Annotated in this window: 14 protein-coding genes; 10 read left to right on the top strand and 4 right to left on the bottom strand. The window is 61.1% G+C overall.

Going from position 1 to position 17,716, the window contains the following annotated elements:
- Positions 1–102 precede the first annotated feature (102 nt).
- The 3 genes from AACH32_RS16095 to AACH32_RS16105 are packed head-to-tail and all read left to right on the top strand — an operon-like array spanning position 103 to position 3,515.
- Positions 103–783, top strand: coding sequence for a glycosyltransferase family 2 protein (locus AACH32_RS16095; RefSeq protein ID WP_338601683.1), 681 nt, complete (start codon positions 103–105; stop codon positions 781–783).
- A complete protein-coding gene (locus AACH32_RS16100; RefSeq protein WP_338601685.1) occupies positions 776–2,056 on the top strand; it encodes an FAD-dependent oxidoreductase in 1,281 nt (426 codons plus the stop codon). The genes AACH32_RS16095 and AACH32_RS16100 overlap by 8 nt, the downstream gene beginning before the upstream one ends.
- Before the next feature lie 25 nt (positions 2,057–2,081).
- Entirely contained in the window at positions 2,082–3,515 is a 1,434-nt protein-coding gene (locus AACH32_RS16105; RefSeq protein ID WP_338601690.1) for a B12-binding domain-containing radical SAM protein, read from the top strand.
- Here the strand turns inward: AACH32_RS16105 and AACH32_RS16110 are convergent.
- Positions 3,495–5,513 (bottom strand): hypothetical protein, encoded by a 2,019-nt coding sequence (locus AACH32_RS16110; protein WP_338601693.1) that lies wholly within the window; start codon positions 5,511–5,513, stop codon positions 3,495–3,497. The genes AACH32_RS16105 and AACH32_RS16110 overlap by 21 nt on opposite strands.
- A gap of 1,044 nt (positions 5,514–6,557) precedes the next feature.
- Between AACH32_RS16110 and istA the strand changes: the two genes are divergently transcribed.
- The 4 genes from istA (at position 6,558) to AACH32_RS16130 (ending at position 11,024) form a co-directional block, all read left to right on the top strand.
- Positions 6,558–8,057: an IS21 family transposase gene (gene istA, locus AACH32_RS16115; protein WP_338599205.1), complete on the top strand. Its 1,500-nt coding sequence runs from the start codon at positions 6,558–6,560 to the stop codon at positions 8,055–8,057.
- Positions 8,054–8,830 (top strand): IS21-like element helper ATPase IstB, encoded by a 777-nt coding sequence (gene istB, locus AACH32_RS16120; RefSeq protein ID WP_338598784.1) that lies wholly within the window; start codon positions 8,054–8,056, stop codon positions 8,828–8,830. The genes istA and istB overlap by 4 nt, the downstream gene beginning before the upstream one ends.
- Before the next feature lie 585 nt (positions 8,831–9,415).
- Positions 9,416–9,685 (top strand): RNA recognition motif domain-containing protein, encoded by a 270-nt coding sequence (locus AACH32_RS16125; RefSeq protein WP_338601696.1) that lies wholly within the window; start codon positions 9,416–9,418, stop codon positions 9,683–9,685.
- Between the two features lie 121 nt (positions 9,686–9,806).
- Positions 9,807–11,024, top strand: a complete 1,218-nt coding sequence (locus tag AACH32_RS16130) for a DEAD/DEAH box helicase (protein ID WP_338601699.1) — start codon at positions 9,807–9,809, stop codon at positions 11,022–11,024.
- Between the two features lie 168 nt (positions 11,025–11,192).
- Here AACH32_RS16130 and AACH32_RS16135 read toward each other — a convergent pair whose 3' ends face one another.
- The 3 genes from AACH32_RS16135 to AACH32_RS16145 are packed head-to-tail and all read right to left on the bottom strand — an operon-like array spanning position 11,193 to position 14,022.
- The gene (locus AACH32_RS16135; RefSeq protein ID WP_338601701.1) at positions 11,193–12,224 is read right to left on the bottom strand and encodes a xanthine dehydrogenase family protein molybdopterin-binding subunit; all 1,032 of its coding nucleotides are present in this window, start codon (positions 12,222–12,224) and stop codon (positions 11,193–11,195) included.
- Positions 12,221–13,543, bottom strand: a complete 1,323-nt coding sequence (locus tag AACH32_RS16140) for a xanthine dehydrogenase family protein molybdopterin-binding subunit (protein WP_338601703.1) — start codon at positions 13,541–13,543, stop codon at positions 12,221–12,223. Before AACH32_RS16140 ends, AACH32_RS16135 begins: the two co-directional genes overlap by 4 nt.
- Positions 13,544–13,554: 11 nt before the next feature.
- Complete coding sequence (locus AACH32_RS16145) at positions 13,555–14,022, bottom strand: (2Fe-2S)-binding protein (protein WP_338601706.1); 468 nt, start codon at positions 14,020–14,022, stop codon at positions 13,555–13,557.
- Between the two features lie 568 nt (positions 14,023–14,590).
- Here AACH32_RS16145 and AACH32_RS16150 point away from each other — a divergent pair.
- Genes AACH32_RS16150 through AACH32_RS16160 form a run of 3 tightly spaced genes read left to right on the top strand, consistent with a single transcriptional unit; the run spans position 14,591 to position 17,567 of the window.
- Entirely contained in the window at positions 14,591–15,325 is a 735-nt protein-coding gene (locus AACH32_RS16150) for a FadR/GntR family transcriptional regulator (RefSeq protein ID WP_338601708.1), read from the top strand.
- Between the two features lie 50 nt (positions 15,326–15,375).
- On the top strand, positions 15,376–16,680 hold the full coding sequence (locus AACH32_RS16155; RefSeq protein ID WP_338601710.1) for a lactate racemase domain-containing protein: 1,305 nt from the start codon (positions 15,376–15,378) through the stop codon (positions 16,678–16,680).
- Between the two features lie 2 nt (positions 16,681–16,682).
- On the top strand, positions 16,683–17,567 hold the full coding sequence (locus AACH32_RS16160) for a DUF6282 family protein (RefSeq protein WP_338601714.1): 885 nt from the start codon (positions 16,683–16,685) through the stop codon (positions 17,565–17,567).
- The last annotated feature ends 149 nt before the right edge of the window (positions 17,568–17,716 follow it).

Consider the following 17,716-nt stretch of genomic DNA (forward strand, 5'->3'; position numbering starts at 1 on the left):
GGGTCACAAGGCTTCTCCATCGTGGGGCTGTTGAATTTCGTGACTAATAAATCCAAAAACGTGGCCGCACCTGTTCATTCGACAACTGCGCCTGAACCAAACATGGTGTCGGAGGATTGTCCGGCAGTATCCATAATCGTACCTATTTTCAATGAGGAGGAAAGCATCCCGGACCTCCACGCCGGCTTGCTCCACGTGGCCAACTCTCTGGGAGCCGAAGTCATAGTGGTGGATGACGGCTCCGATGACGACACCTCGGAACTGTTGCAACATTGCCGGGGCTTCAACCTGCTGCGAATCCCCCACGGCGGGAAGAGCGCCGCCTTGGCGGCCGGGCTGGCCAGGGCTCGTGCCCCCATCGCCGTGACCATCGACGCGGACCTGCAGGAAGACCCGGCCCACATCCCGCATATGGTGTCCCTGGTGAAACAAGGCTTCGATTGCGTACACGGCATCAGGGTGTGCCGCCAAGATGATTTTTGGGGCAAACGCCTGCCCTCCTGGTTTTACAACCAACTTATCTGGCTGCTTTTCAGCCGCCGCTTCCGGGACATTAACTGCGGCTTGCGTGCCGCTCTCACCGACCGGCTGCGCTCATTGGAGTGGAAACAAGGCACCCACCGCCTGGTCCCCCTACTGATCCATCTCCAAAACGGCCGGGTCAGGGGCATGCCGGTGCGGCACCGCCGCCGCAAGTGGGGCCAGTCCAAATATGCCACCTCCCGGCGCTACAAGGTCTCCCTACGTAACCTTCTTAGTTTGCGATTGAACGGTCATGTATGACGCTATTGTGTTGGGCGGCGGCTACTCCGGCTTGGCCGCCGCTCGCAGCTTGATGCACAGCGGAGCCGGGTGTCTACTGCTGGAAGCCGGCGACGGCCTCGGAGGGGCGGGCCGTTGCGGGCCGGTGGCCGGTGAATCAGTGGAGTGGTTTTATCACCACATCAAACCTCATGACACCTTTATTCTAGATTTGATCGGGCAGATGGGCCTTGAGAACTCCCTGCTGTGGCGGGAGACCTCCATGGCCTTCTACCTGGGCCAGCGGCTCTACCCTTTCAGCCGTCCCCAGGACCTGCTTCGCTTCGCTCCATTCACCCTGGCGGACAAGATGCGCTTCTGCGCGGGCATGCTCAGCTCGCGCTTCACCAAGAGCCAAAACCTGGCCGGGGTAAGCGCCAAGGACTGGATCGTACGACACTGGGGCCCCAGCGTGTACCACAAGATGATGGCCCCCTTGATGCGCAACAAGTTCGGCATCCCCCCGGAGCGGGTGTGCGCCGGTTTCCTGCACGGACGCATCAAAGGGCTCTCGGACACCAAGTCCAAGGGGGTGGGCGGCGAGATGTTGGGCTATTTGGACGGTGGACTGGACCGCCTGACCCGCCGCCTAGCCCAGGAGCTGGCCATCGGCGCGGAGGTGAAGCTGCAATCACCGGTCACCACCTTGGAGCGCACCAAGGACGGCTACATGGTGCACGCCGGGGGCCTGAGCCACACCTCCAAGGTGGTGATCAACACCCTGCCGCTTAACTACTTCGCCAAGCTGCCGGCGAACTTCAACTTTGACAACCAGGTGAAGTACCAGGGCGTGGTTTGCGCACTCATGGCCCTGGAGAGGCCCCTGGATTTGCCCTATTGGACAAACATCCTGGAGCCTGGCTTCTCTTTTAAGGTGCTGGTGAACCAGTCTTTGCTGGGCCCCCACCGCGCCAATCTGATTTACTGTTCGTCGTACCTGCCCGACGACCACCCCTTAATAAGCGCACCGGCCGACCAGGTGCGCGAGCTTTACCTAAAGGATCTTAGGACTATGGCGGGCACGGTAAAGCTCAAGGATTGCTTGGTGACCCAAAGCCCGGTGGCCACCCCGGTGTTCGACGTGGACTACCGGAAACAAACCCATGATCTACAATACCGCCTTCCTGGCGTTTTCTTCGCGGGCAACGCCACCATCTATCCCCACAGCCGCACCGTCAGCAGCGTGGTAGGCTCGGGGCAGCGAGCGGCGGCCCTAGCCCTGGAGCACCTGGCCGCCGGTGCTCGGGCGGTCTGAGTCTAATAAAGGAGAGACAGAAACGGTGCAGGTTCTTTTCGTGGCGGACATCAAGAACTTCGCCCTAGGCGGCTTCGAGCCTTTGGGAGTGGAATACCTCTCGGCCTGTTTAAAAAAGGCTGGCCACACCCCATATATCTGCGACCTGGACCTCACCGACGCGGTAACCACGGTAAAAGAGCACGATATCAAGCTGGTGGCTTACAGTGTGGTCACCGGAGCCCATCAGCGCTTTGCCGAGTTCAACCGCCGCCTTAAGCGCCTGGTGCCGCTAACTAGCATCTTCGGCGGGCCACACCCTACCTTTGTACCCTCAGTGTTGGAAGACGAACCGGGTCTGGACCTTATTTGCGTGGGCGAGGGCGAGAGCGCCCTGGTACAGCTTTGCGACCGCTTGGAGCAGGGTCGTAACCTTGAGGGCATTCCCAACCTGCGCCGCAAGAAGGATGGTGAGATAGACGCCGGGCCGGTGGAGCCAGGCCAGCGCTCCCTAGACGACCTGCCCTTCCCGGACCGAGCTTTGCTCTACGAAAAATTCCCACATCTGGCCCGCACCCCCATGAAGACGGTGCTGGCCGGGCGGGGTTGCACCTTCAAGTGCTCTTACTGCTTTCACCGCGACTTTATGACCAAGCACGGGCTGAAGAACAAAGTGCGTATGCGCCGGGTGGATTTGCTAGTGGAGGAGTTGGCCGGACTCAGGGACAACTATCCGGTGCAGTTCTTCCGCTTCGTGGACGCCTCCCTAGGCTTCAGCAAGAAGTGGCTGCGAGAGTTCGCCCCGGCCTATGCCCGCGGAGTGGGGGTGCCCTTCAGTTGCGCCCTGAACCCCCTACAAGCCGATGATGAGGTGATGAACCTACTCAAGCAGGCGGGCTGCCACAGCGTGAACTGGTCGGTGGAGACTGGCGATGAAGGAATCCGGCGCACCATCCTCAACCGCCCGGTGCCTGATGAGAAGATCTTCGCCATGGGCCGCCTGCTCAAAAAACATGGCCTGGTGAGCTGGGTGCAAAACATGGTGGGCCTGCCCGGAGGCTCCCTGGAGGCAGACTTCAAGACCCTGGATATGAACATTGCCCTGAAGCCCGCATTTTCCACGGTATCGTTCCTGACCCCTTACCCCGGCACTCCCATCCGCGACATGGCCCAGGAGATGGGTCTGTTCGACGGCGACCTCAGCGGCCTGGACCAGGCCTATTTTCACGGCACGGTACTAAAGGTGGAGCGGCGCAAGGAACTGGCCAACCTTGGTAGGCTCTTCGCCCTTACCGTGGAGTTCCCCTGGCTGCGACCCTACGTACCCGGCCTGATCCGTCTGCCTCTGGGCCCCTTATATGAGGTGCTGCGCAAGGGATGGAAGGGCTGGTGCATGGTCAACCGGGTGATGCCCAACCGGCCTACGGCCGGGGACTTCGCCCTCACGGCCTGGCGTCTTTTATCTGGGGCCGCCGGGTAACAGCTCCAAGCGGTCCACCAACAAGTAGCAATCCCGCTGGGCGCAGGAACGCCAAACCAAGCTAACTCTGTGCCAGCCCTTTTTCAATATTAGAAGTCCTGTCTCCAAGGTGCGCCCCTGGTCGAAGACCAGGCCGGGCAGCGGCCACCTGTCTAGGCGCAGCACCACCTCGCCTGGGCTTCCCGCCCGGGCCACCAATCTAAGGCGAACAGGCCCACCGGGGAAAAACAAACGCCCGCTGATAATGCCTTCGTTGCTCACGCTGCGGCCGTGCATGTCCCAAGGGAAGGCGTTTTCCACCCACAAGGGGGCTTGCCGCCCGCCATGCATCAGCTCGGCCTCTAGGACCCTAAGTGGCCAAAGCTTGGCCCCCACCAGCGGAGCCGAGGCTAGCAGGGCCAGGCTCAGCACCAGCACCACCACTTCCCTGGTGCATAGCCGCCAGGTGGCTGGTTGGGCGGGCGGGGCGTTCCTCCAGGACAACCAGGCCAGGCCCAGTAGACCCAGGGCGGTCAGGGCAGCGTACCAGGGCAAGAGCGGTGAATAGACAAAGGTGCTGGGCAGCAGGTGGTAAAAATCCAAGCCCAATTTTTTTTGGAGCAAAGACACCACCGGGTTTATCAGGCCCGAGCGGCCCCAGCGCAGGGCGGGCACAATCACCATTACCAGGGTATAGGCAAGGCCCCACAGGGCCACCGCCCAGGCCACCAGTCGCCACCAGGGCCGGGCCAGGGCTGAGAGCATTACCCCCAAAAACAAGGCCAGGGCCGGAAAGGCCACCAGGTACAGACGGGCGGGCAGGTCAAAGCCTCCTTGCCAGCGGTACCAGCGCATCAGGCACACCATGCCCACGTAGACCACCACCGGGGCCAGGGCCGTGATCGCCGGCCGGGGGAAGCGGCGCAGGGCGGCTGGAATGCCGGCCAAGGCCAACAGGATCACCGGGGCGGTGAGCAAAAGGCCAAAGGTCTGATCCAGGACCAGACCGCCGAACATCACCCATAGAGGCATCCATAATTGGTCGCAGCGGGCCCAAATACCCAGTCCATAGCGGAGTTCATACAAGAAAGAGGCGCTTCCCCAGAAATAAGAGTGAGGCCAGCCCCCGGCGGACAGCGCCAGTGCCGCCAACAGCGCCAGCACCGCCGCGCCCAGGGCTGCCAGCAGGGCCCGGCGCGCGCCCACCTGGGACTCCAGCCACCAGAAAGAAGCCGCAACGAGCAGCCCGCCGCCCAAGGCGGCCAGGCGAAACTTGATGAAGTAAAGAAAGACGCTTACCGCCAACAGGCCCAAGCCCGCGGCAAGGGGTCGGCGCGGCGCAGCCAAGGCCAGGCGCAGGCCCACCACCACCAGCAGCATGCCCGGCGCCTCGACGAGAGCATGCTGCCCCAGGCACAGCACCGGCCCCATGCACAACACCAGCCCTGCACTGAGCGCTGCCGTGCCTTTGCCCAAACCGGCGCGCAGCAACCAAGCATAGAGCTGCCCGGCAAACAGGGCCATGATGCCAGCGAAAAACAGCATCACCCCAAGGCGGCCGCTCAAAGCGTAGGCTGGGTATAGGAACAATGGAAAGTAAGAGTGGGAAGATTCCAAGCTCCAACGCAGGCCGTCGCTCCATTGGCAAAAGTAGAACTCGCGGAACTCTTTGTGGCTTACCGTGGCCTTTTGGTCCAGTGTGCCGTGTTGGGCTAGGCTCTGGGCCAGGAGCAAATAGGAAACTTCGTCCCCAGCGGTGCTGGATGCCTGCTTCACCCACAGGCTGGTCATGGCCATGATGGCAAACACCGCCAGGAAAATGGCCGCGTGCCTTCGCCAGCCCAGGGTTTCTTCGGTCTGGGGCCGCAACCAAGCCGACCACAGCAGCAGCAACAGCAGGGACGCCTTGGCTGCCAGCAGGGCCACTACCCCCAGAGCCATGGGTAGCATGCCCACGCCAGGGCGGCCCCACCACCAGGCCCCAAGGGCCACCGCTCCTAACAGGGCGTACGAGGCCATATCCCATGCACGCACCTTGCCCGCCGTCACCGATGGCCTGCGTTGCGCGGGGAGCAGCCACAGTAGCATTTCCAGGAAAAAGCTTCCAACTAGGGCTAGGCCGGGGAGGGTGAGAAAAGCAAAGTATCTCAGGCCCCAGGGTTGTACGCACCCCCAGAGCCCGGTGGGAGCCGCATTGGGCAACACCAAAAAGTCCCATAGCCAGCGCAAAAGTACGGCTGCGGCCAAAGCCAAAAGTGCGCTTACAAAGAGGTGGGCCAAAGAAGAGCTTTTAGAGTTACGGAGCAAGGAGTTGCACTAGCTAACAGTATTGAGGTTAGCAATTTATGTAACCCATGGGTGCTCTACGATTCAACGTAGTAGACGCTATAATACATTACAAGGCCGGCATGTTGGAAACTATTTACTTAGGAAAATCGGTAGGTAGAGTTTGGATGACTGACTTTCTCTCGCTTTTTAGGTCCACCTGTCGGGTTAGGATTTTAGGTCCATTGCATTTTGGAAGACCGAGTTCGGCGGCTTAGGTTTTTGACCTGAATATAGGTGACACTTTGTTCAGGTAGGACAGGCAAGCTATGTCGCAAAAGACATGCCGACAATTCAGATAATGCTAAGCAAACTAAACCGGCCCGAAGCCACCTGTTTGTATTACTTGCAAAGTCTCCGTTCATTTGGGAGGTCCGACGGAGATTGCACCTAGCAATTCCTACCTACACCTACCTTTGCATCCACCGCTAAACCCTCAAACTTGCATTTTGACTACGAGCGTGGCAACCCAACTATCAGAATTTCTTCAGTTATTCTGAATGAACTCTTGACGAACCCGGCGAAAACCCCGTAGAAGTTGCAATTAATACCCTAGCAAGTAAGGGGGTTTTATGGTGTCGAAGGCTGTAAATGGCGGTCCAAAAGCGAGACGATTTTAGTGGCGGTTGAAAACCGTGACACATTGATTCAGTTTTCTTCAGGTGTTTTGGTGCGATGGAGGCCATGGTGGCTTCCAGGCCAGGACTCTCTGGAGGAGCGGAAGGGGTGTACACGGACATGGATCAATGGGCCCGGATCAGACTTGAGTTGCGCGATGGCCAGGCGAGCAAGCGCGAGTTAATGCGTAGAGAGGGCATCCATTGGGATACCCTGCAAAAGATTCAGAATTTTCCCGAGCCTCCCGGATACCGGCTCAGCACCCCCCGAGCCAAGCCCAAGCTTGGCCCCTACCTTGAGTTGATCGCCCGGATCATAAAAGAGGACAAAAAGGTTCCCAAGAAGCAAAGGCACACGGCCACGCGCATATATCACCGCATCAAGGAGGCGGGTTATCAGGGCAAGTACACCCAGGTAAAGGAGGCGGTGCGCGCAATCAAGCGCGTGAGCCAGGAGGTGTACATGCCCCTGGTCCATCGTCCCGGCGAGGCGCAGGTGGACTTTGGCTATGCCCTGGCCAAGGTTTCCGGGGAGCTTCGCAAGATAGCGCTTTTTATCATGGCCTTGCCGTACTCCGATGCCTTTTTCGTGGCGGCCTTCGACAAGGAGTGCAGCGAGAGCTACTGGGAAGGGCATGCCAGGGCGTTCGAGTTTTTCGGTGGGGTGCCCCACCGGATCAGTTACGACAATAGCAAGGTCCTGGTTTCCAAGATCATAGGGCCTCATGAGCGCAAGCTGACCGATGGTTTTCTCAAGCTGCAGAGCCATTACCTTTTTCGGGAGCATTTTTGTCGGGTGCGGCGTCCAAACGAGAAGGGCGTGGTGGAAGGGGTGGTCAAGTACGCCCGGCAGAATTTTTTGGTGCCAGTGCCCCAGGTGAAGGACCTGGCCGAGCTCAATGCCATGCTTTTAAGGCAGTGCCGCGACGACATGAAGCGCCGTTTGCGTGGCAAGGGCGGTAGCAAGGCCGAGGTTTTGCAGGAAGACCAGACAGCCTTTGTCCCCCTGCCTCCCTCCCGCTTCGATGCCTGCCGCAAACAGCCTACCCGGGCCAATTCATTGTCCCTGGTCCGCTTCGACGACAATGACTACTCGGTGCCGGTGGCTTGTGCCCACCATGAAATTGTGGCCAAGGGCTATGTGGATCGGGTGGTGCTCTGCCACCATGACGTGGTGGTGGCCCGCCACTCCCGATCCTGGGGCAAGGAAGGGGTGTTTTTCGACTACCGGCATTATCTGCCCTTGCTGGAGCGCAAGCCTGGCTCCCTGGACCACGCCCGCCCCCTGGCTGACCTAGATCTGTCTGAGTGCTTTGAGGTCTTGAGGCGGCGGCTGGTGGCCGGGGAAGACATGCCTGGCCAGGGCACCCGTAAATACATAAAGGTCCTACGTTTGCTGGAGGACCACTCCATGGCCAGACTGAAGCGGGCGGTGGAGCAGGCATTGTACGCGGGAGCCTATGCCCCGGAGGCCATTGTCCACCTGCTGGAGCCGCCATCATCAGGGCCCGCGGCCACCTTCCTGCTGGACGGTCGTGAGCACCTGGGCCGAGTGAGCGTGGCCGGGCCCGATATCACAGTCTATGACTCCCTCCTCGCGCAGGGAGGGGCGCTGTCATGAAGGACCAGGACAAACCCACCGTGCTCTTGGAGTACCACCTCAAAAAGCTGAAGCTGCCCACCATTCTCCGGGAATACGCGGCCATGGCCAAGGTCTGCAGCCAAGACCGCTCCGATTACATGACCTACCTGCTGCGCCTGACCGAGCGGGAGCTTCTGGACCGCGAGAAGCGGGCAGCCGAAAGGCGCATCAAGCAAGCCGCCTTTCCGGTGATCAAGACCATGGACACCTTTGATTTCAAGGCACAGCCCTCCATCAATCAGCAGTTGGTCAGGGAGCTGATGAGGGGCGAGTACATCGCCAAAAAGGAAAACGTGCTCCTGATCGGAAACTCCGGCACCGGCAAGACCCACCTGGCCAGCGCCATGGCCTTTGCGGCCTGCGCCCAGGGAAGCAAGGTGAAATTCTACAGCGCCACCGCCCTGGTCACAGAGCTCATGGAATGCCGCGAGGAAAGACGTCTGCAACGCCTGCAGAAACAGCTCCAGCGCCTACACCTGCTGGTCATCGATGAACTGGGCTATGTGCCCTTCTCCAAGATAGGCGCTCAAATGCTATTCGAGGTGGTGGGTAGGGCATATGAACAACAAAGCCTCATGATCACCACCAATCTCCCTTTCCAGCAATGGACGGAGGTCTTCGGCTCCGAAAGACTCACCGGTGCACTGCTGGACAGACTGACCCATAGGTGCCACATCATCGAGGCCAATGGAGAAAGCTACCGGCTCCGCCAAGCCAAAAGACGATCCCAGGCAAAGCCCAAAACCAACTAAGGCAAGATCATGATTGACAGCATGAACAACAGGACTATATCTCTAAAACAAGTGTCACGGTTTTAGACCGCCAACTGTCCCGCACTTACTCCGCCATTCACAGCGGTAGTGCGCCGACCTCGGCCATAAGCCAGCGGGGTCACCAAATTTGACCCACCCAGAAGCCGTTTTCGCAGCCCTCGGACGGCTCGGGGTCGCGCCCGTCCAGGACGATGGTAGCGCCCTCTTGCCCGGCCTTGCCGATCCAGCCGGTGAGAAGTCCATCTTTACCACGATCAGCGACAGGGCCATGCAGCGCTGGCCGGCGCAACCGAATGCCCGCGGCCACCGCCATTCCCCCATCAATTCCGCGAGATGCCGCTGTCTCGATATTTGCCCGAAACCGGAAGCTAAAGCAAAACCCATTGACAATAGACAAAAAGGCCGTACACTTCCCTCAACCAAACAGCCCAAGACTCCGCTACGCATGCCGCCCGTGTCGGGCAACCCATCTTAGCAGAACAATTTAGGCTCTCTGGTTCACACCTATCGCCATGGTGGCGGGGGTGTGCAACTGTATTTTTTCGCAAAGGAACGGTACCGACAATGGCAACCAATATTTACGTGGGCAATCTGTCCTACCAATCGAGTGAACAGGACCTGCGTAGCCTATTCGAGCAATACGGCGAGGTGTTCTCCGCGAAGGTCGTGGACGACCGCGACACCGGACGCTCCCGCGGCTTCGGCTTCGTGGAGATGGAAACCGAGGCGGGCCAGACCGCCATCGCCGCCCTCAACGGACGCGAGTTGGACGGGCGCTCCCTGAACGTGAACGAGGCCAAGCCCCGGGAAGCCCGCCCCCAGAAGCGCTGGTAGGCCTGGCGGCCAAACCGGCGATGAGGCGTCCCGCCCGGAAAGTCTGGGCGGGACGGCGCATTGTTTAAAAGGCCGGAGAGCAAAAGACTCTCTGGCTCGCAAATGGAAGACCAAATAGAACATGTCTATCGAATCATTCGAAGAATTCGGATTGAGCCCCCAGATCAACCGCGCTCTGCTCTCCCTGGGGCACCAAACCCCCACCCCGGTGCAGGCCGCGGCCATCCCGGCGGTGCTCGAGGGCCGCGATCTGTTGGGCTGTTCGCAGACCGGCACCGGCAAGACCGGCGCCTTCGCCCTGCCCATCCTACAGACGCTGTCCCAGAGCGGGGGGCGCCCCCGCCGGGGCTCGGCCCGCTGCCTGGTCCTGACCCCCACCCGCGAGTTGGCCCTGCAGATCGCCGACAGTTTCAAGGGCTACGGCCGCAATCTCCGGCTTTCCCTGGCGGCGGTCTATGGCGGCGTGGGGCAGATGCCCCAGGTGCGGGCCTGCGCCCGGGGAATCGACGTACTAGTGGCCACCCCCGGCCGCTTGCTGGACCTGATTCGTCAGGGCCACCTGTCTCTGGGCAACCTGGAGATATTGGTGCTCGACGAGGCCGACCGCATGCTGGACATGGGCTTTTTGCCCGACATTAAGCGGGTGTTGGCCATGATACCCGACCGACGCCAGACTCTTTTCTTTTCCGCCACCATGCCCCCGGCCATCGCCCAATTGGCGGGCAGCATCCTGGACCGTCCCGTCAAGGTGCAGATCACGCCTTCGGCGGTGCCGGTGGAGCGCATCGCCCAGCGGGTCATGTTCGCCACCCAGAGCGAAAAGCGCGCCCTGCTGGGCCAGGTGCTCGGCGGCGTGGACGTCGATCGCGTGTTGGTGTTCACCCGCACCAAACACGGCGCCGACAGGGTTGTGCGCCAGCTGGCCCAGGGCGGGGTGAGCGCCGAGGGCATCCACGGCAACAAATCGCAAAACGCCCGCCAGCGGGCCCTGGCCAACTTCCGCAGCGGCGCCACGCGGGTGTTGGTGGCCACCGACATCGCCTCCCGGGGCATCGACGTTGAAGGCGTCACCCATGTCATCAACTATGACCTGCCCAACGAGCCCGAGTGCTACGTGCACCGCATCGGACGCACGGCCCGCGCCGGGGCGGATGGGGTGGCCATATCCTTTTGCAGCGCCGAGGAACGCTCCTGCCTGCGCGCCATAGAGCGCCTCATCAAGCGCTCCGTGCCGGTGCAGGGCCCGAACGCCCCGAAAGATGGCGGCGGCTCCAAAAAATACGGCAAGAGCTCCCGGCGCCGTCCGCGCCGTACAGGCTCGGCTCGGGCCGCGGCCTAACCACGCCCAAGCGCCGGCGGGCAGACTAATGCCCCCCGGCGCCGCCCCGTGGCAAAGCGCAATATCCGGCCTTCAAGGGGAAGGCCGGATATTTCATGGCGTCGGCAAGGTCATATAAATTGGTTTCGCTGGACAAGGTTGGAAAACCCAGGCAAAGCGAGCCAGGCGCTACTGGTTGGGCCCATAATCCGTGGCCCCGCCGCTCTCCTGGGCCGCGATGGCCCTGAGCACCACCTCCGGGGTGGCCGGCACCTGGTGGATCCAAACCCCTATCGCGTCGTGGATGGCGGAAATGATGGCCGGTCCGGGCGCGGTGGCGCTGCCCTCGGAAAACCCCTTGGCCCCCTTGACCCCCATGGGATGCGGCACTTCTTCTATGCCGGGAATCAACTCGGGGGGATAGTCCATGAAAGTGGGCATGGAATAATCGGCCAGCGACTGGACGCCGTTGGCCGGGTCGGGGTAGTAGGGGAACAGGTTTTCTCTTAGGGCGAGCCCCATGCCTATCTGCAAGCCGCCGTTGATCTGTTGCCTTACCATCAACGGGTTGATGGCCTTGCCCACCTCCCAGACCTGCACCAACTTGGTCACATCCACCTCTCCGGTGCCGGTGTCCACACTCACCTCGGCCACGCAGCAACCAAAGGAGATCACGCTCTCCTGGTCCAGGTGACCGGTCTCGGGATCGTGTCCCTGGACGGGGGCGGGCTGCCAGGCCCCGGTACCCACCAAGATCTTTCCCTCACCCAAGTTGGCAATCATGCCGATTTCGGCGAAGGTCATGTGGTGGTGGGGGTTGTCCTTGGCAAAGGCCTTGCCGTCGGCCAACTCCACCTCCTCCAGCGGTATCTCCAGGCGGTGGGCCGCAAAGGCCGCGATCTTTGCGCGAAGATCCTTGGCCGCCTCCACAACCGCGTGGGGGTCCACCAGGGTTACCCGGCTGGCCGCGCTGCCGGCGCTCAGCGGGGCCAAATCGTCGGAGCGGTTGCTGGCGCTCACCGTGTCGATATCCACGTCCATGGCGTCGGCCGCCACCTGGCGCAGGATGGTCAGGGCCCCCTGCCCGTGATCCACCGCGCCCACCTTCAGCAGCAAGCTGCCGTCGGGTTTCAGTTGAATGACGGCCTGGCTGGGATCGCCTCCCCCCTTGCGTCCGGTGGGATGCAACACCAAGCACATGCCCGTACCAGTCTTTTTCATGATGCCTGCCTCCCCCGCGAACTCATGGACATCAGCCTGTCCGGCAGCTTGACGCCCGCCAGCTCGGCCGCTTTTTTCATGGCCTCCAACGCCCCGGCACCGCGCACCTTGTATCCGGTCACGCCCTGGTCTCCGTCGCGCCAGGCGTTGAGGAAACGCAGCTCCCAGGGATCCATGCCCAGGGCCTCGGCCACCCGGTTCATGTGAATCTCCGAGGCCAACTGGCCGTTGATCACGGAAAAGCCGCGCATGGAGCTGGATATGGGCCGGTTGGTGAAGATGGTGCGGGCCGTCACCTTGATGTGCGGATAATCGTAAGACCCCGGCGCGAACATGGCGCACTTTTCCAGGCCGTAGGGCGACATTCCCGCGTAGGCGCCCGTGTCGTGCCAGATGTCGATGCGGCAGGCGGTGAGGCGGCCGTCCTTTTTCACCCCGGTCTTGAATTCCAAGACAAAAGCGCCGCGCTTGGTGGTGAACTGCAGGTCCTCTTCGCGCGTCAGGCGGTACTTGACCGGATGACCGAATTTCAAAACCGCCAGGGCGGCGATATGGTCGGTGTGGATGTCGTTCTTGCCGCCAAAGGCCCCGCCCACTCGGCCGCCGATGTAGCGGATCTGGCTCATGGGCATGGCCAGGATGTTGCAGAGCATGCCCAGGTGGGCGTAGATGGTCTGGCTGACCGTGTGGATGACCAAGCGCCCCATCTCGTCGTGGTGAGCCACCGAAACGTTGGGCTCCATGGGCGCGTGGTCCTGCATCCCGGTGGAGTAGCGCCCCTCTATCACCTGATCGGCCTGGGCCATGCCTTCATCGACTTGCCCCTTTATCATGGTCACTTCGGTGATGTCCGGAGGATAGTGCACCCAAAGGTTGCTGGTGGAATCGTGACGCACCAGGGGCGCGTCGGGCTTCATGGCCTCGAACATGTCGAATACCGGTGTCTGTTCCTCGATATCCAGCTCCGCGAGGGCCAGCGCCTCCAGGGCCGTGTCCTCGTCGGCGGCCACCACCGCGGCGATGGGCTCGCCTTGGTAGCGGACCCGGTTGTCAGGCGCCAGCACGGGCATGTCCTGAAAACGTCCGAAGGCGTTCTTGCCGGGGATGTCCTGGGCGGTGATAAAGCCCACCACGCCGGGTACGCTCATGGCCTTGCCGAAATCGAGACGGCGGATGACGCCCTTGTGCACGGGGCTGCGCAGGACCTTGACGCACTTCATGCCCGGCAGCTTGATGTCGTCCACGTAGCACGCCTGGCCGTTGACTTGGCCCCGGGCGTCGTAGCGCGGCATGGCCTTGCCTATGTAATCGTGGTTCATGGCCCCGCCCCCTATTCGCCCTTGCGGGCCGTGTCCAGAATAGCCTGGGTAATTTCCTCGTAGCAGCCACAGCGGCACAAGTTGCCCGACATCTCCTCGGCTATCTCATGCCGCTGGGGGTGGGGATTTTTGGCCAAAAGGGCGGTGGCGCTCACCACCATCCCCGAGGTGCAAAAACCGCACTGGGTGCCGCCATGATGTATGATGGCTTCCTGCAAGGGCTGCAGCTTGCCGCCCGGACTTATCCCTTCCACCGTGACCACCTGCTTGCCTTCGACGGTGAGGGCGCAGGTCAAGCAAGCGCGCACCGTCACACCTTCCAGCAACACGGTGCAGGCTCCGCAGTCACCGCTGTCGCAGCCGCGCTTGGGGCTGGTCACGTCCAGCTTTTCCCGCAATACGTCCAACAGGCTGTCGCTGGGCTTGACCAAGGCCTGCACCGGCGCGCCGTTAAGTACGAAGCTCAGTATATGGGTCATGGGGTGAGACTCTCCTTTGCGTCCAGTCTCCCGCCGGGCGCTGCTGATTGCCCCCGGCCGCACTGTTTTTGACGGGTGTCTTCGGGCACGGGAAATTCTCCTATCAGCAACACAACGAGCCGGTCAATGAAAATCGGCCGCACGCCGACGTTTTAAAATAATATGATAGTATTTTATTAACAAGCCGCGCCTAAGCCTGTCAACTCTAACCTGGCCCTGCCAACCCTTTACATACAATATTTATTTACAATTTATTTTAGATAGTTAACTGCCATAGCCACTTTTGGGCTTCCACGGGGTAAGGATCATTTTACCAAAAGCGGCTACCGGTTTTGGGGCTTGACTCTCAAAATCATCTTTTGATATTAAAATACTATCATTTGTCTTTATCCGGCATCGAAAGACGGTCGGGCCTGGTACGCGAGGACGTGGAACCCAATACGCGCACGCTCGGGTAGCAGATGCCGTCAAATTGTTGCGCTATGATGCAGGACGCGAAGCATGACTCCTCTTTTACCGGCCGTGCCGGATAAAGCTCCGGCGGCCACCAACATCCAGACGAGGAAAAATGGCGTCCATCAATAAAGAGAAGCTGGCCACCCGGGTCATAGACGAGATTAAGCGCATGATCACCGCCGGAGAGCTGCGCGAAGGCGACAAGCTCCCCAACCAAAACGAGTTTGCCGAGCAACTCGGCGTAAGCCGCACCGTCCTGCGGGAGGCCCTCCATACCTTGGGCATTCTGGGGGTCGTGGAGCAACGGCCCAAGATAGGCACGGTGATCATAGCCAGCGCCCCGTTGATTTACACCGAGCATATCAACGCTCCGCTCATCAACGACCCCACCGCCGCGGTGGAGTTGATAGAGGTGCGCCGGGTGGTGGAAGTGGGAGCGGTGGAGTTGGCGGCGGCCAACGCCTCGGCCAAGCAGGTCAAGCAGTTGGGGCGCCTGCTCAAGGACATGGAAAAGCTGCAGGAGAAAGGCGAAACCGAAGCCTACGGCAAAAAGAACATGATGTTCCACCTGCTCATCGCCGAGGCTTCGGGCAACCGCTTCATGGGGCATCTCCTGGCCACCATAAGGGGCTTCATGGAGCGCTGGACCACCGAGTCCTTGTCGGCCCTGCCCGGTCTACCGCAGCGCTCGGTAAAAGCCCACCAGGAGATTTACCAGGCCATCGCCGATCACGACCCCGCCGCGGCCAGTGAGGCCATGCGGCGTCATATTGAGGATTTCCGCATCAGCCTCGAAGACTATCACCGCCACCATCCCGAAGCCTTGCACAAGGCCCAGGCCAAATAGGCCTCCCCGGGCCGAAACATGGGCAGCGGGTGACAAGGAGCATGGCTATCATGGCCCACATCCAAGTGCCTTACGGAGTAAAGGGCCTCCTGGAGTTCGAACTGCCGGACGGCAACCTGGCTCTTGATACCGCCAAGCAATTCCCCGGGCCTCCGCCCGATATTGACCGGGCGGTGATCGACGCCCTGGAAAACCCCGTCCAGGGCGCTCCCTTCAGCCAGCGCCTGGCCCGGGCCGACAAGGTCTGCATTTTGGTGGACAACTTCGCCCGCCTCACTCCGGCCGACAAGCTGCTTCCCCCCATCCTCCGGGCAATCGCCGAGGCCGGGAAAAAGGCGGAGATCCTGGTGGCCAGCGGCCTGCTGCGCGAAATGAGCGAGGCGGAGTTGGAGCGCAAGCTGGGCAAGGCCATCCTGGCCTCGGATGTGCCGGTCTATCAGAGCAAGGCGCGCGAAACCTGGGACTATGATTTCGTGGGAGTCACCACCTACGGCACCCCCCTGAGCTGCCACAAGCGCTTCCTGGAGGCCGACCTCACCCTGGCGGTGACCATGACCCAGGCCACCCTCTGGGGCTACGGGGGAGGCGGTTCCATGGTGGTGCCGGGGGTCAGTTCCTTCGAGACGATAGAGTGGAACCACCGCCTGATGACTTCGCCCTATTCCAACGTGGGTTACGAGCCGCCGCTCAACCGCATGCGCGAGGACATAGAAGACGCCTGCGTCCTTTCCGGTCTGGACATGTCGCTGTTGGCGGTGCTCAACCCGGCCCAGGAGGTTATGGAGCTTACCGCGGGGGAGACCATCGCCGCCCACCGGGCCTCGGTGGCCAAGTACGACCGCCACTATACTTTTGACGTGGAGCGCTCAGGGGGCAAGGTGGACCTGGCCATCGCGGGCAGCTTTCCGGGAGACTTCTTTTTCGCCCACGCTTGTTGGCCGGTTGCCAACCTGGACCACTTTGTACGAGACGGGGGCACCATAATCCTGGCCACTCCGGTGCCGGGCGGCATGGCCCACTACTCCTATGCCAAGGACTACATGCCCCCCACCCCCCAGGCCATCCGCCGTCTGTACGAGGACGTCTTCTACGGCAAACAGGCCCTTTGGCATGCCTGCCTATGGATGCCCATCATCGAGATCATGGCGCGCAAAGACGTGATCGTGGTAACGGAGCCACAGCGCCTGGAAGATTTCGCCCTGAACCATATTACCGCCGTAACCTCGCTGGAACAGGCTTATGAACTGGCCCGGCAAAAGCACGGAGACACCATGCGGGTGGGCAACTTCCCCTACGGCAAGTGGGTGCTGCCCACCGCTCTGAACGACCCCAACCAACGACCTGAAAGGTATTAGATATGAACCTGCGTTTCACCCCGGCGGCGCGGGGGCTCCTGGAAGGAGCCTGCGACATCCACATCCACTCCGCGCCGGACGTTTATCCGCGCATCATGAACGACGTGGAATTGGCCCAGTGCGCCCAGGAAGTGGGCATGCGGGCCATCTTGATCAAGAACCATTGGACCGAGACCGTGGGCCGGGCCCAGGTGGCCAGCGATGTCACCGGCTTTCCGGTGTTCGGCGGCATCGCCATGAACCTGTCGGTGGGCGGGGTCAACCCCCGGGCAGTGGACCCGGCGCTCAAGATGGGCGCCAAGACGGTGTGGATGCCCACCCTGCATTCGCGGGAGTTCGTGGCCAACAAAAGCCACGTCAAGAACCTGGCCGGGGAACTCGGCGCCGATCTCCAGAGCCTGTACCTGCTCAAGGATGACGGCTCTCTCCTGGACGAATGCTACGCCGTCTTCGATCAGATCATCGCCCATGATTCCTCCCTGGCCACCGGCCACATAAGCAAGCCGGAGGCCAAGGTGCTGGTGGCCGAGGCAGCCAAGCGCGGGGTCAAGAAGATCGTGGTCACCCATCCCATGGCCAGCTTCGTGAACTACAGCGTCGAGGAAATGAAGGAGCTGTTGGACCTGGGCGCCACCTGGCTGGAGCACGTGTTCAACGACACCACCCGCCAGGTGGGTCATCCCATCACGCGCGAATCCATGTTCGAGGGCATGAAGGCCGTCGGCGCGGACCACTGCATCATGAGCACCGACAGCGGCCAATGGCTCAACCCCATACCCGCCCAGCAGATGGGCATCTACATCACCGACGTTTTGAACTACGGCTTCAGCGAGGCCGAGGTCAGAAAAATGGTCCAAGACAATCCGGCGGCCATGCTGGGCCTCTAATAGGAATGCAGCGCATGAGTAAAAAAGTGGGTTTCATCGGCCTGGGGCAGATGGGTGTGAATGGCGGAGTAAGTGCGGGACAGTTGGCGGTCTAAAACCGTGACACTTGTTTTAGAGATATAGTCCTGTTGTTCATGCTGTCAATCATG

The organism is Desulfoferula mesophila, assembly GCF_037076455.1.
GTDB classification, from domain to species: domain Bacteria; phylum Desulfobacterota; class Desulfarculia; order Desulfarculales; family Desulfarculaceae; genus Desulfoferula; species Desulfoferula mesophila.